The 21,647-nt window shown below is 32.4% G+C and carries 20 protein-coding genes; 10 read left to right on the top strand and 10 right to left on the bottom strand.

Annotated features, from left to right (window positions below; translation table 11 throughout):
• Window positions 1–22 precede the first annotated feature (22 nt).
• Window positions 23–2,164: a DEAD/DEAH box helicase gene (locus NMY3_RS02640; RefSeq protein ID WP_196817403.1), complete on the top strand. Its 2,142-nt coding sequence runs from the start codon at window positions 23–25 to the stop codon at window positions 2,162–2,164.
• A 61-nt stretch (window positions 2,165–2,225) separates the two neighbouring features.
• Here the strand turns inward: NMY3_RS02640 and NMY3_RS02635 are convergent, their stop codons facing one another.
• From NMY3_RS02635 to NMY3_RS02625, 3 genes are all read right to left on the bottom strand, one after another.
• On the bottom strand, window positions 2,226–2,963 hold the full coding sequence (locus NMY3_RS02635; RefSeq protein WP_196817402.1) for a VIT1/CCC1 transporter family protein: 738 nt from the start codon (window positions 2,961–2,963) through the stop codon (window positions 2,226–2,228).
• Between the two features lie 384 nt (window positions 2,964–3,347).
• Window positions 3,348–4,319 carry an alpha/beta hydrolase gene (locus tag NMY3_RS02630; RefSeq protein WP_196817401.1) on the bottom strand — a complete coding sequence of 324 codons (972 nt, stop codon included), beginning with the start codon at window positions 4,317–4,319 and terminating at the stop codon, window positions 3,348–3,350.
• Window positions 4,320–4,638: 319 nt separating this feature from the next.
• Window positions 4,639–4,926: a hypothetical protein gene (locus NMY3_RS02625; RefSeq protein WP_196817400.1), complete on the bottom strand. Its 288-nt coding sequence runs from the start codon at window positions 4,924–4,926 to the stop codon at window positions 4,639–4,641.
• Window positions 4,927–5,168: 242 nt separating this feature from the next.
• Between NMY3_RS02625 and NMY3_RS02620 the strand changes: the two genes are divergently transcribed.
• Window positions 5,169–5,435: a zf-TFIIB domain-containing protein gene (locus tag NMY3_RS02620; protein ID WP_257719998.1), complete on the top strand. Its 267-nt coding sequence runs from the start codon at window positions 5,169–5,171 to the stop codon at window positions 5,433–5,435.
• A gap of 154 nt (window positions 5,436–5,589) precedes the next feature.
• Here the strand turns inward: NMY3_RS02620 and NMY3_RS02615 are convergent, their stop codons facing one another.
• From NMY3_RS02615 to NMY3_RS02605, 3 genes are all read right to left on the bottom strand, one after another.
• The gene (locus NMY3_RS02615; RefSeq protein WP_196817398.1) at window positions 5,590–6,720 is read right to left on the bottom strand and encodes a hypothetical protein; all 1,131 of its coding nucleotides are present in this window, start codon (window positions 6,718–6,720) and stop codon (window positions 5,590–5,592) included.
• Window positions 6,721–7,002: 282 nt separating this feature from the next.
• On the bottom strand, window positions 7,003–8,661 hold the full coding sequence (locus NMY3_RS02610) for a PQQ-dependent sugar dehydrogenase (RefSeq protein ID WP_196817397.1): 1,659 nt from the start codon (window positions 8,659–8,661) through the stop codon (window positions 7,003–7,005).
• A 193-nt stretch (window positions 8,662–8,854) separates the two neighbouring features.
• Entirely contained in the window at window positions 8,855–9,226 is a 372-nt protein-coding gene (locus NMY3_RS02605) for a winged helix-turn-helix transcriptional regulator (RefSeq protein WP_196817396.1), read from the bottom strand.
• Between the two features lie 215 nt (window positions 9,227–9,441).
• Here NMY3_RS02605 and NMY3_RS02600 point away from each other — a divergent pair, with 215 nt between their 5' ends.
• The 5 genes from NMY3_RS02600 (at window position 9,442) to NMY3_RS02580 (ending at window position 13,685) form a co-directional block, all read left to right on the top strand.
• A complete protein-coding gene (locus NMY3_RS02600) occupies window positions 9,442–10,368 on the top strand; it encodes a pirin family protein (RefSeq protein ID WP_196817395.1) in 927 nt (308 codons plus the stop codon).
• Window positions 10,369–10,468: 100 nt separating this feature from the next.
• Entirely contained in the window at window positions 10,469–11,362 is an 894-nt protein-coding gene (locus NMY3_RS02595; RefSeq protein ID WP_196815659.1) for an IS5-like element ISThar1 family transposase, read from the top strand.
• Between the two features lie 594 nt (window positions 11,363–11,956).
• Window positions 11,957–12,235, top strand: a complete 279-nt coding sequence (locus NMY3_RS02590) for a hypothetical protein (RefSeq protein WP_196817394.1) — start codon at window positions 11,957–11,959, stop codon at window positions 12,233–12,235.
• A 933-nt stretch (window positions 12,236–13,168) separates the two neighbouring features.
• Complete coding sequence (locus NMY3_RS02585) at window positions 13,169–13,381, top strand: hypothetical protein (protein ID WP_196817393.1); 213 nt, start codon at window positions 13,169–13,171, stop codon at window positions 13,379–13,381.
• A gap of 22 nt (window positions 13,382–13,403) precedes the next feature.
• Window positions 13,404–13,685, top strand: a complete 282-nt coding sequence (locus NMY3_RS02580; RefSeq protein ID WP_231100196.1) for a hypothetical protein — start codon at window positions 13,404–13,406, stop codon at window positions 13,683–13,685.
• A 397-nt stretch (window positions 13,686–14,082) separates the two neighbouring features.
• Here the strand turns inward: NMY3_RS02580 and NMY3_RS02575 are convergent, their stop codons facing one another.
• A complete protein-coding gene (locus NMY3_RS02575; RefSeq protein ID WP_196817391.1) occupies window positions 14,083–14,559 on the bottom strand; it encodes a ferritin-like domain-containing protein in 477 nt (158 codons plus the stop codon).
• A 786-nt stretch (window positions 14,560–15,345) separates the two neighbouring features.
• On the opposite strand from NMY3_RS02575, the gene NMY3_RS02570 reads away from it, so the two are divergent.
• Complete coding sequence (locus NMY3_RS02570) at window positions 15,346–15,936, top strand: hypothetical protein (RefSeq protein WP_196817390.1); 591 nt, start codon at window positions 15,346–15,348, stop codon at window positions 15,934–15,936.
• Window positions 15,937–16,416: 480 nt separating this feature from the next.
• Window positions 16,417–16,698: a hypothetical protein gene (locus NMY3_RS02565; RefSeq protein ID WP_196817389.1), complete on the top strand. Its 282-nt coding sequence runs from the start codon at window positions 16,417–16,419 to the stop codon at window positions 16,696–16,698.
• Window positions 16,699–16,828: 130 nt separating this feature from the next.
• Here the strand turns inward: NMY3_RS02565 and NMY3_RS02560 are convergent, their stop codons facing one another.
• Window positions 16,829–17,128 (bottom strand): hypothetical protein, encoded by a 300-nt coding sequence (locus NMY3_RS02560; RefSeq protein ID WP_196817388.1) that lies wholly within the window; start codon window positions 17,126–17,128, stop codon window positions 16,829–16,831.
• Window positions 17,129–17,647: 519 nt separating this feature from the next.
• Here NMY3_RS02560 and NMY3_RS02555 point away from each other — a divergent pair.
• Window positions 17,648–17,980 (top strand): hypothetical protein, encoded by a 333-nt coding sequence (locus NMY3_RS02555; RefSeq protein ID WP_196817387.1) that lies wholly within the window; start codon window positions 17,648–17,650, stop codon window positions 17,978–17,980.
• Window positions 17,981–18,467: 487 nt separating this feature from the next.
• On the opposite strand, the gene NMY3_RS02550 is transcribed toward NMY3_RS02555, so the two are convergent.
• Window positions 18,468–19,472: a cation diffusion facilitator family transporter gene (locus NMY3_RS02550; RefSeq protein ID WP_196817386.1), complete on the bottom strand. Its 1,005-nt coding sequence runs from the start codon at window positions 19,470–19,472 to the stop codon at window positions 18,468–18,470.
• A 206-nt stretch (window positions 19,473–19,678) separates the two neighbouring features.
• A complete protein-coding gene (locus NMY3_RS02545) occupies window positions 19,679–21,304 on the bottom strand; it encodes a hypothetical protein (RefSeq protein WP_196817385.1) in 1,626 nt (541 codons plus the stop codon).
• Window positions 21,305–21,647 lie beyond the last annotated feature (343 nt).

Raw genomic sequence — 21,647 nt, 5'->3', positions numbered from 1 at the left:
TCTTAATATTAGTAATTTATACATGCAATTGAAGTTAGATGATGATAGGATTTCTTCTTATCTTTCATTTTTAGGTTATACCTCTCTATATCCTCCACAGCAATTGGCTATAGAAAAAGGCTTGTTAGAGGATTCCAATATTTTAATTACTACTCCTACCGCAAGCGGAAAAACATTAATTGCCATACTGGCTGCAATTAAATCCCTAGAAAAAAATAAGAAAGTAGTATATCTTACACCATTAAGAGCATTAGCTTATGAAAAATATTTAGAATTTACTTCTATAGATAAATCTGGTATATTTTCCAGAAAAATAAGAATAAAGATTAGCACTGGCGATTTTAATACTTCAAACGCCGATTTAAGTTCAGCCGACATAATTATTATGACAAACGAAAAAATTGACTCGATTCTTAGACATAATGCTTCATGGTTATCAAATGTTGGATTATTTATTTCAGACGAAATTCATTTAATCGGCGATCAAGATAGGGGACCGGTTTTAGAAATGGTCCTAACGAAAATAAAGAAATACTATTCCTCATCTCAGATCCTTGGCTTAAGCGCTACAATCACTAATGCCTCCGAAATTGCAGGATGGTTAGGATCAAGATTAATAGAAAGCACTTGGAGGCCAACAAAATTGATAGAGGGGGTATATTCTGATGGAGTAATATATTCTAATGACGATTCCAGAATTAAAGTTTCTGAGTCAGGTAAGGACACCACTTCGATGGCTATCGATTTAATCATGAATTCTCTAAATAGTAATGGACAAAATCTTATTTTTGTTGAAACAAGAAAACGAGCCGTATCCTTAGCTAAGAAGGTTTCAGAGGTTGTATCCAAGACCCTATCGCCAGAAGAAAAGAAAAATACCTTAAAGGTTTCTAAACAAATTTTGGAGGAGGGTGATGACACGGATTTAACTAAAAATTTGTCAAATTTGATATCTACTGGTATAGGGTTTCATCATGCAGGATTAAGTCTTTCAAGTAGAGGGGTTGTTGAAGAGGCATTCAAAAATGGAATCATAAAATCCTTGTTTGCAACACCCACACTAGCTGCTGGCGTCAACCTCCCTGCACGTAGGGTCATAATAACAAACGTAACCCGGTATGATTTTGTATACGGTGCTTCAGTTCCTATTAGTGTGCTTGAATATAAACAACTTTGTGGCAGAGCTGGACGACCTCAATATGATGCTTATGGAGAATCCATAATTATTTCAGATTCAAGAACATCTTATGAAGATTTGTATGATCATTATATATTAGGGATTCCCGAGCCTCTAAATTCAAACCTTGGAAATATAATAGCGATTAAAATCCATCTACTGGGGGTAATTGCTTCATTTAACGGAATTAGTCTGGATGATATCTATGACCTGTTCTCAAAGACATTTTATTCATTTCAAGATAGTAACAATACTTCCCTATTTGATAAAATAGATTCATCTTTAGATTATTTTCTAGAGGAAGATCTAATTCGATTGCAAAACAATATGTATAATGTGACTGGATTTGGAAAATTAGTTTCAAATTTATATCTTAATCCTGAGACTGCTGTTGCGTTTAGAAACACCATCAATGATATAAAACCAAAGTCTGTAAAAATCAACAATGTATTTGGTTTCCTTCATATGATTACCACTTGCCCAGACTTTTATCCTAAACTCTCGTTCAGAAAACAAGACATCGAAGAATTCAGTTATCTATTTTATAACAATTATGATGACTTTTTTTCAGACGTAGACATAATGGATTGTTCTAGAAGTCTATGGACTCTTTACGAATGGATCAATGAGTCTACAGAAAAAAGGATGAATGAGAGAATTGGTGTGGAGCCAGGCGATATCCATAGAATTGTCGAAGTGTCCAATTGGTTAGTCTCTTCAATATTCGAAATATGTAAATTGTTAAACAGAAACGATCTTTTACCCGTTCTTTTTTCACTCGAAAGTCGAATTAAGCATGGAGTAAAGGCAGAGCTTGTTCCATTGGTACAGATTAAAGATATCGGAAGGGCAAGAGCGCGATCACTTCATGGGGCTGGAATCAACGTACCTAACGATCTCCTACTAATTTCAGAATCAAAACTATCTATGATCCCAAAAATAGGTCCAAAACTAGCTAAGAAATTGAAAAAAAAATATTCCTCTTAAATTATTTCTCATCTGTTACATATATATCTAAATTGTAAGGCCTCAGCATCACACATACCAGTTATTCAAAGTTAACTACTCCTAGGTTATTCATTTCAGATCCAATTCCGTAACCGAGTAACGCAATGCCTGTTCCTAATAGAGACATTTCTAATCCTCCTTTTACCCAGCTTTTCTTAGCTAATCTACCTTTGATTGCACCAATCATGAAAGATGACGTTAAACTCATAGAAATGGCTATTAGTAGTGCCGTAAAATTGTTGATTAAACCAGTTTTGACTATGAAATATGGTAGTATTGGTAATATACCTCCTATTAAAAATGAAATGAACATAACAATAGCCCCCTTTATAGGATTGCCTAGGATTTCTAGATTCAGACCCAACTCCTCTGTTAGCATCGTTTTCAACCAAACTCCCTTATTGGATGTAATCTTATTTACAACCATGTTCAATTCTTCACCGGCAAACCCTTTGGATTTGTAGATTTCTTCTATCTCTTTTCTTTCGTCCTCAGGAGTATTTTCAATTTCATATTCTTCTCTTTTGATTTCAGATTGTAAAATTTCTATTTGAGATTTAACAGCAAGATAATTTTGTACGGCCATGGCTTTAGCACCAGTAAACATTCCTATTATCGCCGCTAAAATGACTATATCAACACCTACAGAGGCACCACCTATGCCGGCTACTATTCCTAAAGAAGTATTAACTCCATCACCAAAGCCAAAAACAATGTCTCTAATGTAGTTACTTTCTTTTATGTGAGGTTCAACGTGATAACTTTGTACTTTATCCAATATGTTTTCTACCTATTTGTTGTCTTGATATTTAATAAATTCATCATGTCGATTTAAATCCTGTATGAAAAACTTGAAAAATGATATTCATAAACATACATCCATCAACAAATGGGATTTTAAATCTGAACATTTAGATCAATTAGCCATCTTTACAGGTATTACCCCCTTTTGATAAAATCCAATCCAATTACATTATATCCTTTAAACAACTATCATTAGGTACTTCAAAAATATTGAAAATAATAACAATAATGTTTAGTAACGTGTTCTTTCTAGTCTTCTAAATAGAAATACATACTTTATGGGGTATAACAAAACTATTGAAAATAATCGTCTTTCTCTCTTCAGTAAATAATTTGAAATGAGAATAGTCTAAAATATCTATTCTCCTTCCCATAATACCTTTCTTAATTTATCAGATGCCTGTTCAATTGCACCTCTAGCTGCGGGCGTACCTGTAATTTCGTTTAACATTACGAAATCATGAATGGTGCCTTGATATCTACACGCAGTTACGTTTATGCCAGCTTCCATCATCTTATGTGCATAAGCTTCCCCCTCATCCCTTAATACATCAAATTCGCCTGTTATTACAAGTGCTGGTGGTAATCCGTTGAGCTGCTCTACTGAAGATAGCAACGGAGAAACCGTGGGCTTTTTCAAATCGGCTTTATTTGAAACATAACTTTCCCAAAACCATTTCATAGCTTCTCTAGTCAAGAAGTAACCCTCTTGAAAAGATTGATATGACTCGGTATCAAAATTTGCTTCGGTAACCGGATAGAAAAGAACCTGATAAAGAATTTTTGGTCCCTGACGCTCCTTGGCAAGCATCGCAACGGCAGTTGCCATGTTGCCGCCAACACTGTCTCCTACCACAGCCATTCTAGAAGGGTCTAAATTCAATGATTTACCATTTTCTGAAATCCATTTTATTGAATCATAGGCTTCTTCTAGAGCTGTTGGATATTTAGCTTCAGGAGATCTACTATATTTAACAAATACAATTGCCGCATTAATGGAATTGGTCAATTCTCTTACAAGTCTATCGTGAGTATCTATTCCTCCTAAAACCCATCCACCACCATGAAAATACATCACAACCGGGAGGGTTTTATCGCCGCTATTAGACGGTCTCACAATTTGAATATCTATTTTTTCATTAGATTTGCCGGAGATGGAGAGATCCTGTATGTCAGCTGCAGGCTTTGCAACTGGTACTGATTGAAGACCTGACAACACATTTCGCGCATCGGTAGGTGATAATTTGTAAATAGGGGGACCAGGATTTTTTTGTAGTTTATCTAAAAAACTTTTTGTAGTTTTTTCAACACCAATGAAATTATTAGTCATAATAACATCTGTAAATAAATCTTGTACTTTAATGTTAAATACAGGAAATATTATCCATAAATATTACCAATTAGAAATTTGTTTGTTGATCATAATACTACACAAAAAAAATTCATCCAGTTGGTTACGATTTTTACTTACTAATTAGTTGGACTGTATGTCTTTTAGAGGAATATTTAGTCAGAGTAGAAAATTAGTTTCGATTACTTAATATCAAACAAAAGACGTAAGGAAGGATGGTCATCATAAAACTAAACTGTCTATGTCAGTTGAATAATGTGATGATTCTCTTTCATAAAACATATGAAAGATACGTAACTTAACTTAATTTTGGACGTATTACTCCAAAAATTTTTAAGGTCAGATAACAAGAAAATATGTTTTCTTGAAGCTTATGATATTCTTTATTGGCATAGTCCTTTTCAACAGCCAGATATGGAATTATTTTTGTCTTTAAATCCATAGCAGCATTAAAAACTTCATTTTTATCTTCCTTAATACCCTTTGAATAATCAAATTCAATCCTGTCCTCTAGCAGATCCTTAATGAAATTATTAATTGAATTCTCTCTAACTATCGAATAATTAAATTTCGTAGATTCGCTCATTAATTAAATTTATCTCTATAGTAAATAAGATTATTGATTGACATCTATTATGATATTAACCCATGAAAATAATTACAGAAGCTAGTTGTAGCAATAGATCTGGATTCTCAATCCAATTTTTCTAGTGTTATAGAAGTGAACTTATAGAAATTGTATTATCTAATAAAATAACAATAATTATTCTAAGAATTTAATTAATAAGATCATTTTATATATATCATTAACAAAAATCAATTAATATTTTGAAATGCCCTAATTGTTTTTCAGAAATGGTCTTGACCTCCAGATTCTGCGTGGAATTAGATAAATGTCCAGAATGTGAAGGTATTTGGTTAGACAGCGGCGAAATCGAAAAAATAACTGCTAATAACAACTTTGGAATTGAACTTCATGAAAGAAATCAATCAGAAAAAAACAATGTTTGTGATGGGCAAGATGAGGGTTATTATTTTTACAAGGATGAATATCGTAAAGATGCCTCCCCTGATGATATGTTTGATTTTGAATAGTCCAGACTAAATATGATATTTCTTATTAAATATTATATCATTCCGATTATTTGACTGATTAACTCATCCTATGGCAAAAAAATTTTGGTTTATGACTTTGGTTGATTTTTGTACAACCAAAAAAAAAACTCATAAAATTAAGATATACGGTTTACTATAAATCAAAAGAAAATGACTTAAAGGACGAAGGCCTTGTATCAATGTTATCAGTACGTGCAATAATATATCCAGACCCTTGATTTATAGTCTCCATGAATCCGTTTTGGTCATCAACATCTTCTTGTTCCTTTAACTTGGAGAGATTATTTAAGGTCCAATAGGGGATTTCCTTACCCGAGCCATTATCAATAAATGTTTCGACCATTCTAGTATCGTTATCTGTCAACAATGTTCTTACTTTAAGTTCTACATTTTCTTTGTTTGTCAAATTGTTATTAAATATGGGATTACCTTTCTTATCCAATTGATGGAAAATAAAACTATCTTGTGCTAATTCCTTTGTAGTATTGAAATCATATTTTACATATTTGCCATCATCCCGGTATTCTAATAGGTTAGGGTTACTACTGCCAGAAACATCAAACAATATTCCAAAGCCACGCTCTTCATCTGGGTCATTGCTTCCGTGACGCCCGGTATTAAATTGAAGAGATATATAAGTTTCATTTTCAAATTTATCCTTAGGTTCTTTAAAATACTCATGTATGTTTCCATGCCATATTATTTCCTGATTCTTTGCAGCAGACATATCTGGTACTCCTTCTGAATCTTCTCTCACTATCTCTAATCGAGGTGAGTTTATATCGTTATTTTCGCTTTGTGTGTGTTTATCAAAGTCCATAGTTACCCTGAATTTTTTGTCTTGACCCACGGGATCATTTAATTCAAATGAATATTGTTGATCAAATCTTGTGTCGGCTAATAGATGACCATTGTCGCCAAAATTATCTATCTTAAGACCCTCTTCGTCAGAATCGTTTGATTCACAGGGTATTTCAGTTCTATTACCATTATATTCAGCGCAGGAAATCGAATCTGATACTCTAAGAATTTTACAAATACCTGTAGTCTCATTATTGATATTTACTTCATTTGTTTTGTTGGATTCGGTCTTAAGTAATGCGGTTGAATTATCGCTACCATTATTATTGGTAGTGTCTTGCGGTATGCAGTTAGACACCTTGGTCGTATTTATCAAAATAGACGGATTTATCGACGTAAATGAAGATTCGTTGATAATTGTGCTAGAAACATCTTGTGCTTCGTATTCTAAAACTAAGGACAAAAAAGTATAAATAGTGAAAACTAGCACAACAGACTTCGAAATCAACGATACAGAGATTTTCACATTTTCTCTTTAGTCAAATATTATATATATATGATAAATTTACAGTCGATTAATTTTGATATTCTAAACAATTATTAATTACAAGCATGTTGGATTTCTTTACAATTATCGTACTCCAATTAGAGTAGCTGAATTAGTTACTATAACTGATTTTACCAAGGACTAAACATGTTCTGATGTAATTAATATACTATTTCTAAAAAATATGTTTTGTTTATCCTATTCTACTATTACCTCGCCGACCATTGTAGGGTGGTATATGCAATAATATGGGTATTCTCCAGATCTATCAAATGTCAGACTATATTGTTGATTAGGTATGATTGCATTCGAATCAAATTCAGCACCCTCATCCCCGTCATTATCCTGTCCTGACGTTACAGTATGCGATATGGAATCACCATTGTACCACGTTATGGTTTGGCCAGCTTCTATGTTAATAGGGTTAGGTGAATATGACTGATCACCTTTTAATCCAACAATGACCACAGGTATAGAGTTTGCACTTTGGGTTTCATTTTGAGCGGCTAAAGCGGGTTGATTTTTGGGAGTATTACTTTCAGATAAGGGTACTATTCTATATAACGCACCGGTATAACTTAATACATAAAGGTAACCGTCTGGGCCCACCTGAAGATCAGTTATACCTCCAAAACCTTGACCAAATATTAAAGGTCGATTTTCGGTGGTCTCATCAACCTGATTGTCAGCTAGTAGATTGACATTACCTAGAGAAGTATCATTAATTAGTATATTGTCCCGTGCCTCATTCAGAGTAAATCGATATAACAAGCCATTGTTGATGTCTCCTGTAAACATATCGTTTGCATATTCTTTACCCAATTTCTCAGAATTCAAGAATTTTAATGCTGTGGCTCCAATTGTGGTAACCCATACAAACTTTGGATCAGTGTATTTGCTGTTCCCAAAAGTTACAAGTTCGTCTACAGATGTAATTCCTCGTCCTAGTAAATCCTGGTCAAAATAGCCTTGAACCTGAGACCAACCACCATTAAAGCCTGGCAAAATAAGATTGATTTCATCTGCCACTGTAGGCCCGTTTTCTGTGTCCCATAAATTACCTGTTAAAGGATCAAAGTCAAACCCGAAACTATTTCGAATACCCATAGCATAGTATACATTCAATGGTAACCCCTCTCCAAAAATAGGATTGTCCGGGTCCACTATTCCACCATCCTGGGAGATTCTTAAAACACCTCCAAGCCCATTAGGGGCCGGACCATCAGCGATGTTTTGAGCTTGAGTTCGATGACCTCCTACCTCTCCAACTATGAAGTACACATTATTATCAGGTCCAATGCGAATTTTACCACCATTATGTTCTCCTCTTTCATTTTCGGGGATAGCAGTTAAATCAAACAAAAGGACAGGGTTTATCAATTTGCCATCAACATAATCGTAGCGATATAGTTTGTTGCCTGACGGGTCAACGTTGTCTTCAACATCACTACCGTCTGCATCATCACCGGATTCAGTGTAAGACAAGAAAACGTATGTTTTGCCATCGGGTTGTTTAGATACTGCGATTCCTAAGAGCCCGCGCTCTATACTATTGGCGACGGACACATCTAGTGCGGGTGTATCTTGTATTTGACCATTTAGTACCCTCTTGACAATACCGGTTTCTTTCTCAGTAACTAAAATATCGTTATTTCCAAGAAAAGACATACTTGTAGGAAAGTCAAGACCTTCAGTTACCTTTTCGACTGTAAGATTATCGTCATTTACGGTTGGTCCATAAGGAGACAGGGGTGCTTTAGCATAAGCCCCATAAGAAAATTGGATATATGATGAAAATGTTGAAGAAAAAATGATTAACATAAAAGTACAAAAAGTCAAGACTTTGCGTTCATGCATGATTTTGTCAGTAAATACCATCGTTTTTGTAAATTAATTAAGTTTATGAATGAATCTTAACAACGATATGACTATTATAATGAGTATAAAGTTTAGTACAAAGATCTATTTCATAATGGAATAATGAAAAGATGTTAAATTACTAGAATAAAGAATTACTCGTCCCCTGGGGGATTAATTTCTTCTATAATCTTTATGATGTTGAAGTAGATTTTGATATGGTAGCCGTCACACTCTTGATTTCTTTTCTTTTCTCATATCCTTTCCATCTGTTTATCCAATCATTAAGCTGTTGCAAAATTGTCTCTAATTCTTTCGTTCTAGGTGTTAAACTATACTCTACCCGAACGGGAATTTCTGAATAAATTTTTTTTGATATTAGACCTTCCCTTTCTAGCTCTAGTAATCTTTGAGATAAAACGGTACTACTAATTTCTGGTATCAATCTTTTAAGTTCATTGAATCTGATTATTCCATTTGTGCTCAAATTCTTTAGAATATGTAGTGACCATCTTTTTCCTAATACCTCCCATATGTCCACTACATCACATTTTTCTTCTTTCATAAGAATTTCCTTTCCAAATTATAATGGCTTTTCAGGTATTAAAATTTTAAAATCTTATTGCTATTTGGGTATCTAATACACTCCATCGGGTTTTGTTATCATGTATATTAATTTAGGTAACAAACAAGAATTCACCAAATCATGGTTTAATACTAATAATAACTAACTAAGTAATAAATTACTACTAGAGTTATATACCAGATTAACGAAATAATATGGTGGAAAAAATACAACAACAGCAGCTAAATCCAAAAGAATCTGTCAACAAAAATCGTTCTATAAATAAAATAATAACCAGTCTAAAGACTAGTGAAGGTGAAGGGTTTATAGTTAATAGATCATTTCCGACTAATTCTATATCTTATATAGATCCTTTTTTACTTCTCGATGAAATGGGCCCAATGGACTTCAAACCTGGGGAAGCCAAGGGAGCACCAGATCATCCACATAGAGGATTTGAAACGGTAACATATTTGATAGAGGGTATTTTTGAACATAAGGATTCGTCAGGGAATTCGGGAAAGCTCAATGCCGGAGATATTCAATGGATGACTGCCGGATCAGGGGTAATCCATTCAGAGATGCCCGAAGTGGAGTTCAGGAAGAAAGGGGGAAGATTGCACGGATTTCAATTGTGGGTAAATTTGCCTCAGAAAGATAAAATGATTAATCCATATTATCAAGACATTCCTTCTTCAGAAATTCCAGTTGTCAAATTATCAGAGGATAGTGGACATGTAAAGGTAATTGCTGGAGAGGCTTTTGATGTCAAATCAGTCATCAAGACAAAAATTCCAATTCAGTATTTGCATTTTACCTTAAGCTCCGGGTCTGAAATTATCCATCAACTTCAAAGTAACTATAATGCGTTTGTATATGTCATATCAGGTGAGGGTACTTTTGGAGATGATGAAAAATATACAAAAAGAGGAAACGTAATTATTTTTAATAATGACGGGGAGAACATAAAGATAAAGTCATCCAAAGATGTTAAGGAACCATTACAATTTCTTTTCATTGCAGGTGTTCCTCTAAACGAACCAGTAGCAAGATATGGTCCTTTTGTAATGAATACAAAACAGGAGATATATCGGGCAATCGAAGATTATAGGAATGGTAAATTAGGTGTTATTACCCATTAAAACTTGCTATGGGAGACCATCTACTAACTCAATAGGTGGATCTTATCTGCTTTGTCGCCTAACTCAACATATTTAGCTGGAATGAACAGATTGATTATTTGTGATAGACTGGCCCTCTTACAATCGCTCATTAGTTCAACGCGGTGAGATCCTCTTCTCGTATGATTTCCTTGATGGTTGGGGTTCAGAGATAGAGAATATGAATATAAACAAAAAGGGTAAACCATTTGTATTTCCAGATTCTTTCATCTTGGCCATTGGTTACATTCGCTATTTATTTCACCTACCATACAGACAAACCCAAGGTATAATTAAGGCCACAGGAAAAAGGTTACCTGCTAATCCACCAAGTTATGGTCACATCTGTAAACGAATCAACAAGCTAAACATCGATATTAAAAGAGACAAGATGGATGACGATGATGACCTAATAATATCAATAGACAGTACAGGTATCAAGATTACTAACAGAGGTCAGTGGATGGATGAGAAATGGAATACACAAAATAGAAAAGGATATCTCAAGATCCACGTTGCTGTAGACATAAAGACCAGGAAAATCATTGCTTTGGAAGTGACAGATGAGAAGGTACATGATGGGAAAATGCTAAAGAAACTAGTCAATCATGTTTTGGATTCGAGAGAACCAAACACTGTAAAGATAAAATCGGTACTAGCTGATGGAGCCTATGATTCAAATCCAAACTTTGTGTATCTTGAGGACAAAAAGATCAATCCAGGTATAAAGGTAAGAAGGAACTCTATTGTTTCTCCTAAAAACAATAGGTTAAGGAACAACGAAGTAAAGTTACAAGCAAAGGATCTGTTGAAATGGAAGACAAAAAGAAAATACGGACAGAGATGGATATCTGAAACTGTGTTCTCAGCTATAAAGAGAATGTTTGGTGAATACACATCAGCAAACAGGTTTCAAAACATGGTAAAGGAGATCATGATAAAAGTATCATTGTATAACATTTTTAGAAGAATATAACATGATGATCATGATGATAACCGGAGAATAAGGAATTATGCAACAAAGCAGATCTTATCTTTATTTTGTATCATGAAAATAAATTACTAGGTAATATAAATAAATCAAAATACATAATTACTGTTTACTGGTATATTGCAAGTTAATTTCTAGTTTTTAGTTATTAGGATTTTTATGAAGGTAACGCTAACTGACTAGAGAAACACTGATGTTTCTTTTACCCTATGGCAATGGTCGATGTAAATAACCTCTTCAGACAAAATTATACAAACCTGATTTTCTTTAACCAAAATAAAGTAAATGAATTGAGGATCTAGATTATCTAGTCATGCTATTTAATATTTCATTATACGTAGACATTTTTTTCCAAAAATGATATTTTGCTTTTTAGTATCTTTTTATAGAAAATGGGTTTTAATAAGCACATGAATTTGAATTTTGTTAGCCATTGACTGCAAAATGCAAGGGAATAATTGATGCAATACTTGACATGCAAATTTAGGATGTAAAATTAGTTAGGTTATAGAATTATTTTACAGTTTTTTTACTCGATAATCTAAATATTCCGATTATTTGATGTGAAATATAATTAAGATGTCTATAATTAAAAATAAATCAATGATTCTTGCAGTAGTAATTACTTTTGCTACCACACTGCTAGTTGCAGGTGGGTTAAATGTGAACACCGATAACCAAAGTGTTTTTGCAAAAAAGATCAAATCAAACAACTCGACCCAAGGAGTTTTACAAGATCAGTTTACTGGACAATCTAGCGAAGTATTCTCTGAAAATGGGAATTCTACAGCATCCGGTAACAACGTTGCTTTGTCATTCAACTTGAATGATGGTAACAACGCATTAGGTCAACAATAGAATAGTCTGGATTTCTAGACTATTTGGTTTTTTGTTCGGACCTGTTGATATATTCATATAGTAATTGATTTATCCAACTTTTTCTTAAATTTTGATACATAGAAGAGTAATGAAGGCGTCAATAAGGTCTCAAAAACATCAATAAATCCGTATGGATGATATTGCTTTCATTCAGTCATAAACACTCTTCAATAGAAGATACTTATCGCATGATTGTAGCCTTATTACTCCCCAAATATCACGTTAGGTTTGACTGGAGGAAATCCTTTGAACTATTGAGTTCCGAGTAGTATCATTGAATTGCTCTAATACTTATTTAATCCTGATCTAGATTTTCGTTTTTGATTCTACAGGTCAAGAAAAATTCTGGGTAATATTCATGGTTGATTAAATATACACATCAAATAGAAATGTTTGTCACTAAAACAGTAATCAAGGCATCATTTTAGGTACGGATGACCTACTCATGATTTTGTTACATATTGCTCCGAGAAGTGGTATGTGAACTTATGTCATGATTGTAGCCTTTCTTACCGATTCAAAGTCAACCAATAGGTCCATTGGAACTTTTCTGTAACTTGAGATAAAGTTTTATTTAATCCTGATCTCGATTTTCAAAAATGAGATTTAGTTCTGGGTATATGATGTAAAACTAAGTTACAAAATGAACAAAAATTAGAAATTCAAGAAATTATTAGCTTCAATGAAACATCCATTTCGTTTTCTTTTTAGCGTTTTCTACAATTATGGACTGGTTATTTTTAGTGTTAATAAAATCGAACTAATTAATCTATACAAAGACGCAATGATATGGAAATATGACAACATTCCATTATTTTGAATAAATTTTGTACGCATAATAATAGAAATAATTTTGATTTTCTTTGTTATGAAACAATTTAAATATTAGGCTGGATTAATTAGGCCATACTAATGTCTGCTACCGACCACCACCAACAATCCTTATCGCCATCGTCATCGTCACTCATAAATGAAAATGAAGAAAAAGAGTCTGAAGACAATTTCATAACCTATATTTGCGAAAACACAGATGGAATACTTGACTCAATCGACCAAATGACTTTTGCATTAAATGAGACAGCCATAAGATATGGTCCTATCGTAGTTCTCAAAGATGCACCATAGTATCAGGAAGTAACTAATAAAATTGGTATTGCCTACTAAAACCACTTCTACTAATACATCAAATTCTACTTCATCAGGAAAGCACCCAATTCAGGAAGATAAAGCAGACGAGGTTAAGGCCCTTATAGCTAGATATGTTTTATTAAAAATTGAACAAAAGAAAATCGAATCAAAGTTGTCTGATATAGCAAAGTATTATGATGATGAATCTCTAAGAACTATATTTGAACCCATCGGTGAGTCAATGATGGGCATTATCGGTTTGGAGCTTCCATCTAACAGAAAAAGAGAAAATAATGGCTAATTAACGTATTTGATGAAATGAATTTCAAAACATAATATTGCTTTCCTTACCATTTTATTTACTACAAATTATTCAAAATTATTTCTTCGACTTTAACAAATTATAGGGATTTGATTTTCTCTTATTATTTTTTCTTTTACTCTTTTGGAGAGGATTTTTTCCTGCTTTTGGCATAATCTTTCCCTTCATCAACCTAAGACCACAAATAGTACAATTGCCTTCAATTGTCGCCATATTATTTGCTAATCTAACAAATCTAATATCTGATAAATTTACGCTAATCTTACACACTGTACAATAGGTAGAATATTTAGAAATAGTGTCAGTCAACCTGACTAAGTACTTTTACAATATATTTATATTATTGTTTTAAATCAAAAAATAAAAGAAAAATATTTTATTGGATTTCTAGCTTTGCTAAAATATCTTCTATGTTTTGTTCATCTTCTAATTCTGCATCTAATAGTTCTAATGCAAGATGGTATGTTGCATGGTCTTTATCTTTTACATTATTTGCCAAATCATTATAATGTTTAATCACAGCCCTTTCAAATTCTAATGCTTTTTCCAATGCACTCCTAAGTGTTAAATATCTTGAAGGTTGTAGCTTTCCAAGACCGCTGTCTTGTTCCCATTGTGATGGTTCATCGGTTGGTTGTGTTTCCAACTGCATTAACCTGAATGCAACTTTTTTTGCATGTCCTAGTTCTTCCTTTGCTCTATCTTCAAAGAAACCTTGATGTAACACTCCTAATCCTTCTATATTCTGTGATACGAACCAAAAGTAATGAAATGCAGATAATTCAGCGCCATATGCTTTTTTGAGCATTTGTACTGTACCTTCAACACCAGGCCCAGCAATTTCTTTTGACATTTTACCCATATTGATCAAATATATTATACAGTTCTTTTATATAAATATTTTAATTTTATATGAAAAATTATAAAATATTAGTACAGATTAATGAAATATTAGTACAAATTAATGAAATATTAGTACAAATTAACGTTTTTTTGCTTTCCATGTCTACTTCCTTCAAACTCTTCTATAATCTATTCAAATACTGACAATTAATCATTCATTGATTAGTTCTTGTCTGATGCAATGAGAACCAATTGTCACAATATGTCCATAAAATCTTTGCATGATGAATTTACGAGGTTGCAATTCTTTAAAACCAATGATCTAACAAAATTTCCTGTTAGCATCCATGCCAATTAACTATTATAACATCTAATTCCTAATATTTAGAAATACTATCAGTTGACTTTCAGTGATTTTTAAAATGTAGAATCGAAACCGATAATAAAGATCATTATTAAATAGTGCTGGCAACTTACAATTAATCCTTGATTGCAGTATATTACCTTAGTAACAGAGGTTTTATCTATGTTATTAGCCTCATAATAGACTATTTGGAATGAAGAGATACGGATCCAAATCGAAATAAGAACATGATCAACTCTGTTAATTCTTAATTGGTTCTATATGTTTATCATACTAGCGATCTTAATATTCCTTCTCTCTCACTTCAATTAGCAAGAGCGACTACTTTGATAAGGAACAACTAAGTTTCTTTTATGATATTGAACTAAACGTTAGTCTCATAATTGAGATTGAAATCATTATTTATATAATATTCTAATTTTAATTAAGAAGATGTCTACATCGAACAAAACCGATAGTGCGGCTGAATCTACCTCTAGTAATGTAAGTAAGGAGATAACGGTTGAAAAAGACGCAGGTAAAGATGGAACTGAATTGATGAAATTAAAAGAATCAAAATTTTATGAGTTAATTGATTGGTTAAAAAAATGGGGCTATGAAACAAAGGATGCAACAAAGGAAAATAAAACTGAAGGTATCGAATTTCAAGCACAAATATCTCCACAATTGCCTTATTCGTCGGGGTTGTCTACTCCATTCTTTTTGGAATTTCAGAAGGATTTAGATGATGGTTTTATAATCCGAACAACCTTTGAACTGGACAAAAATATTGAAAGCCAAATTACTGGAAAAGAACTAGATTTAACATATATAGAGTTAGACAGTCTCATATTACCTAAGAATATCTCTATGATCAAGTCTCCCCCGTTAATTAACTTATATAAGGTAATATTTTATGATGGTTTGAGTAAACAGTTCTTTTTAGATGCTGTTACTGCTCTGATTAGTTCAATGTCAATTGTAACGGGAAAATGGAACCAAAAAAGTCACGAAAAGTCTCAACAAGTTGACTCTGCTAGTTAACTGAATGAAAACAACAGAATATGGTTTACCATCTGATGACTATTATGATTTTCTATTTGGAACTAAAATGAATTAGTAAGATCAAAAGATAGAAATAGTTATTGACTTCTATGAGTGCAACTGTGTTTGTCTGTAGGGTTCAATATAGATTAAAGAATACTATATTTTTCTCCAGAGTCAGTGACTAGATTGTTCTTTAATACATGTATGTGAAATAATACGCCTTGTAATCAATTTTGATCGTATTGGCAAGCTTATTGATGTTGTAAGATTGTTGGATAATATTTCGGTTTATTTCTTCAATATTTTTCATCTATATGAATTATAATACTGTAACATTGATTTATCATGTTAGCTTATTAATTATCACAAAATCTGTTCAATTTAATTAGACAATAATCTTTATCATATATCATTATCAAACTTATCAGCTTATGTTTAGGACAATACAATAATTAAGAGACATCGTTATTTTATCTTATGAAATTAAAAGTACATAGATTTGATCCTGGACCTACTGAGCAAAGTCCCTTTACCCTTCTCTTAACCAAGGGAACTAAGGTAATTGGTTACAATTTCAACATAGAGCAACATGATACGCTAGTTTGCATCGAAGATGATTCGATGAGTGAAAAGGAGAAAAGAACTTTTCAGTGGATCATGGATGGCGATATAGTAGAGAATCTAGAGGATTATAAATATCTCGGAACAAGAAATGGTTATCGATATTTGTTCGAAATTACAGGGAAAGAAATGGAATGATTTATTGTAGTATACTTTGACCAATACTTTTTAGATTTATGATACATATCTTAGTAATTATAGAATCTAGTTATGATATGATATATCATGTGAGAGTATTGCATTACCAAAAAAAGATATTTATTTTGTATTATTTTATCTCCATCTGAATAGGGAGATCTTTGGCTAACTTCATTAACGTATCTATATCTGTATAAATTAAAATCATATCTGTTTCCAATTTTTTAAAACTTAATTGTAGAGAAATATCATATCCTGCTTCAGTTGTAAAAAAAATCGATCCTTCTTTGGAATTTACTTGCAACTCCTCTGGAATAACCATATGAATTTCTGATCCTTCCTGAATATTTATTTTAAAAGATTTTTGATTATTTGATGCTATTCCATGAATATAACCATTACCGAGGTCGACTTTTAAGTTAAGTATCATGAACTATGTTTACAATAAGACTTTTTATATATTATCTTTACATTTGAATAATTCATTTCATTTACTGCAAAAATAGTTGTTTTCGCATTGTTTTAATTAATCTGTGGAACTTTATTCAATAATTTTTGATATGTGAGATTTAAGATCCTTTGAAACAATTTCAATTTTTCCTTTCGCTGCGTTGTTGAAGTTTTCTTCATTAATGGATAATATATTAGAGGATTTGATTTGATTTGAACCAATAATTTGATTATTATCTCTATTGTTATCAAAATTATGATAAAGCTGACATTTGTGGTTCTCCTATTTAAACTGTCCAAAAATCTAATTAAATTTTGTATTTTTCTAAATATGTTATTTTTTCAGGTTTAACATCTATTGTAAATAACCATCATTCCTCATTAGTCAGAATCTCTGGACGTTTTCAAACGTCAAAAATTTGGTTATTGTTATTTGTCTCTTTCTTTTCTTTGTTTATGGTGATTTATTTCTCCCCACTTAACATTGAGCCACTAGCTTTTGCACATTTTTTTTGGAGGTAATGATGCCAGTTTTAATGGCACTCAAACTAAGTCAATAGGAAATTACACTGTAGAGTTTTTAGTAAACTCATCAAAACCCATTATTGACAGAACTACATCTTTTCTTTTTCGTCTTACTTCCAACGCCGGAGATGTATTAATAAAACTTCCTGTTTCTTTTTATTTTTTTAAAGACGGAAAGCCGGTATTCTCAAATCCAAATAATTTTACTCTGGTTAGTCAAGGGCATTACGATTTTAATTATACCTTCAGTGAGCCCGGAAAATATCTTTTATTTATATGGATATCAAGGACATTTTCTATATCTTAGATATCGTAAATTTTATGTTTGAGGTTGATGTCGTACTACCAGTAACAGAAAGAATCCTCAATTTATTGAAAGCATTTTTTATGAATTACTACTACTTTTACATTCCATTAATCGCATTGATTGGATTATCTATTGTTATGAAATCAAAGACACGTAAAGATGTAAAAAGAGTGAATGAAAAGTTCGATAAATGAATTGAAAAAACTAAAAAATGAAATCTTTAGAATGAAGTCTTAATAATAAATAATTGCATATATTGCAATAAAATGACGAGGAATATTTCGAGGTGTGTTTGAACAATAAATATCCAAAGTTTCATCTGTCAAAATCAGACATCTTATTGATGAAATGGATATTCCATCCAATCTTCATACGGAGAGTGTATTTTTAACAAAAGAGAGGCCTTCTTATAAAAACATCAGCTAATTTGTAATGATCATATCCACAATTATTTTATTGCAATTATCTTTATCTATAAATTCATTATTCATTCATCAATATCTGTTGGATGAAATTTTTCGATTTGGATAGTAGAGTGGATTATGTTGAATCTTTTCTCAAGTACTGAACTGATGTCGTGCAGAACTTGATAAGAATTGCTTGTATCCATTACAACTATGTGAGCAGATAAAGCATGATATCCAGAAGTTATGGTCCAAATATGTAAATCGAATACGCCTGTAACCCCTTTAGTTTGGAGTAATGCTTGTTGAATTACTTCGTACGAAATATTTGACGGTACTCCTTCCATTAATATGTGTACAGATTTCTTTAGTAAACCCCATACCCGAGGTAAAATGAATATTGCTAGTCCAATACTTAAAATAGGATCTATTATTGTAATATTGGTTATTGCAATCGCTATTCCTCCACCTATAACACCAATAGAACCGATAGTATCACTTAGTAGCTCTAGACGTGCTCCTTTTATGTTTAGATCTTCTTCTTGATCTGAATGTTCCTTGTGTATAGGATCACTTGATCTATCTGGGTGCTCCTTTATGGAGAGTGATTTTTTAATATTATTGTCATTGATTTTATTCCTACTTCCATGATCGTGAACGTGTTCTCCACGTAGAATATACATTCCTGTAACATTTACAATTAATCCAATCATAGCTACTATGATCATAGGCAAACTTTGAATATCTACAGGCTCGAATATGCGTCTATAAGCTTCATAGATTATGATAATAGACAATAGCGATAATATTATACTGTTGAGAAGAGATGCTAATATTTCAGTCCTAAAAAAGCCAAAGGTATGAACTGGAGTCGCTTCCTTTCTGCTGTATATGGCGGCTATCAAAGCAATACCTATTCCAAAAGTGTCAGTAAACATGTGTCCAGCGTCTGCTAGTAGTGCCAAACTCCCTGTATAGAACCCAGCCAGGATTTCTATAACAAGGTAGGTAGAAATCAAAACCAATACAATTTTTAATTTTCTGATTTTTACATTACTCTTTATTATCTCTGTTGTATTATTATGCAAAAGGAATTTACTCGTTTATAATATCATCTTATATTTATTCTAAAATATAAGAGGGATTACATATCTTTAGACATCGAATCATTCTAGCGTATAACTATTTAGCATATTCTCAAAAACTAATATTATAGGAAATGTCGTCATTGTCAGAAAGTAAAATATAGGCTATTACGGAATAATAGTAGTTTTACATCATCACAACAACCCTATCATTTAATTTCTATATCCACAATTTTTGAGACAGTGATGTCTTTATTCGGTTTTGCACTAACTGTCAATGTGTAGTTTCCTGGAATCACGTCTTTTGTTGGAGCAATCGTTAATGTCGTGTTTAATTGTGGCGATGGTCCGGTTTCATCTGCTGGTTTTTTTCCAGATGTTATATTGTCTTGACTAAAACTACTAGTAAGGTTAGTTAGTTTTCCATTTTTAGCGATAGAAGATGTTACATCCATAGTTATATTCAGAGACTTGTTTATACTATTTGCAGCCTCATTACCAGTAGTAGAATTTATAATCTTACTAGCGTTTAAAATATTTTCATGAATGTAAATGTCTATAGAATCACTCTTGTTGTTTTTACTATCTAAGACTAATTTATTCTTCGATACCCCCAATGTTATAGGTATCTGATCTAATCTGTCTTTTGTAATAACTCCCAATTTATTTTCAGTCCATTCTGTAAACCACACAGAACCATTATTATCAAATGTAAACCTAAGTGGATTTGAGGAATTAACCCATAATGGATTTTGAGATGGAACATAATATTCCACCAGGGTTTTATTTTCAGGATCATAGGATGCTATAGCATTTCCATAGTGTTCATTAAACCAAACTTTTCCATCTCTATATTCATTATAATAAGGCAAAGTGGTTAAATTACCAGAGGCAGAAGGATTGGATGTGGCATACTGTTTTACCGCACCTGTATTGGGATCTAATGAGAAGAAAAGATTTGCAATATGACTGTTAGCCCAAAGCATACCGTTTTCATCCTCTGCTATACTGAAGGGAACACTATGAGTATATGTCACATCATGAATGGTCAGAGACTCTGAAGGTATATCATACTTGATAATCTGTCCTCCCATTGGAAAGATAGCAGTTGAAAACCATAGTGTCTCATTTGTGTTAGTGGTATTGGTATTGGTATTGGTAAATCCAAAACCATTTGAAATAGGTCCCATAGTTTGAAAATCGATTTGTTTGGACATATCCAATTCTGAAATGCCTTCTGTGGTGTTTGTTATTACCTTTGACGGATCAATAAATCCGAGTCTCTTCCCAAAAAATTGTGTAAACCATACATTGCCATCAGAATCAAATGAGATCGATTGTGGATATCCGCCTTCCTCTAATAGTCTGTAATTCTCAAACTTTCCATCCTTGGTAAAATACTTCCAAATTGAATTGCTAAGTTCATCAGTAAACCACAAATTACCGTTCTTATCAAATTTCATTTCCCATATCATAGATCCAATAATTCTTTTTTGTTCTGGCCAGTTTGGTATTTTTATAATTTTGTCAAATTCTAAGGTTTTTGTATTAAAAACCAATAAACTTCCTAACTTTCCAGATGCTATCCAGATGTTGTTATCCTTATCCACAGCTATTCCTACAGGCTGGCTACACTGAATAGGGAGGGTATATTCACTAACGTACAGGTTAGAGTTTGGAATGTCATCTCCACAAAATCTCTTTTTGTCTTCTTCTGAAGTCGTCGTATTGGATGGATCATGGTTCATTTCTGACATATGTTCTGAATGAGAAGCAGCATTAGTCATTGCATAAACAACTAAAGGATTGGTTAAAGTTAGTAAACTACTATTCATAGAGAAAATATATAGTCCAATTATTATTACACTAGAAATAATAGAAATTCCTGCAATACTGCATTTGGTTAATAGCATTATGGTTTGAAAGTATATCTTATAGAATTAATATCTATTGTTGTACAACTATAGAAGTTCATAACAATAGAATATGAAATATATCTGATATCACCATATTTCAATGCAGGTATTATTTCTTTAATTTTTAGTGTGATGTATGCCTTTACTTTGATTAATTAGTTCATGTGACGCCAATATTTGGATTAATTATAGTCGCATACTCTAACTTTTTTAGATGATGAGAAATGAACATGATCTTTGAGTTAGTTCGTAATCTGAATAT

It is taken from the genome of Candidatus Nitrosocosmicus oleophilus (assembly GCF_000802205.1).
GTDB lineage: Archaea > Thermoproteota > Nitrososphaeria > Nitrososphaerales > Nitrososphaeraceae > Nitrosocosmicus > Nitrosocosmicus oleophilus.
Note: the sequence above shows the minus strand (reverse complement) of the source record. Positions and strands in the feature narration are given on the sequence as shown.

What these genes read in the sequence shown, in the direction of transcription:
- NMY3_RS02640 (WP_196817403.1), top strand. Translation starts at nt 23, where the DNA reads ATGCAATTGAAGTTAGATGATGATAGGATTTCTTCTTATCTTTCATTT.
- NMY3_RS02630 (WP_196817401.1), bottom strand. Translation starts at nt 4,319, where the DNA reads ATGACTAATAATTTCATTGGTGTTGAAAAAACTACAAAAAGTTTTTTA.
- NMY3_RS02625 (WP_196817400.1), bottom strand. Translation starts at nt 4,926, where the DNA reads ATGAGCGAATCTACGAAATTTAATTATTCGATAGTTAGAGAGAATTCA.
- NMY3_RS02610 (WP_196817397.1), bottom strand. Translation starts at nt 8,661, where the DNA reads ATGCATGAACGCAAAGTCTTGACTTTTTGTACTTTTATGTTAATCATT.
- NMY3_RS02605 (WP_196817396.1), bottom strand. Translation starts at nt 9,226, where the DNA reads ATGAAAGAAGAAAAATGTGATGTAGTGGACATATGGGAGGTATTAGGA.
- NMY3_RS02600 (WP_196817395.1), top strand. Translation starts at nt 9,442, where the DNA reads ATGGTGGAAAAAATACAACAACAGCAGCTAAATCCAAAAGAATCTGTC.
- NMY3_RS02590 (WP_196817394.1), top strand. Translation starts at nt 11,957, where the DNA reads ATGTCTATAATTAAAAATAAATCAATGATTCTTGCAGTAGTAATTACT.
- NMY3_RS02585 (WP_196817393.1), top strand. Translation starts at nt 13,169, where the DNA reads ATGTCTGCTACCGACCACCACCAACAATCCTTATCGCCATCGTCATCG.
- NMY3_RS02575 (WP_196817391.1), bottom strand. Translation starts at nt 14,559, where the DNA reads ATGTCAAAAGAAATTGCTGGGCCTGGTGTTGAAGGTACAGTACAAATG.
- NMY3_RS02570 (WP_196817390.1), top strand. Translation starts at nt 15,346, where the DNA reads ATGTCTACATCGAACAAAACCGATAGTGCGGCTGAATCTACCTCTAGT.
- NMY3_RS02565 (WP_196817389.1), top strand. Translation starts at nt 16,417, where the DNA reads ATGAAATTAAAAGTACATAGATTTGATCCTGGACCTACTGAGCAAAGT.
- NMY3_RS02560 (WP_196817388.1), bottom strand. Translation starts at nt 17,128, where the DNA reads ATGATACTTAACTTAAAAGTCGACCTCGGTAATGGTTATATTCATGGA.
- NMY3_RS02545 (WP_196817385.1), bottom strand. Translation starts at nt 21,304, where the DNA reads ATGAATAGTAGTTTACTAACTTTAACCAATCCTTTAGTTGTTTATGCA.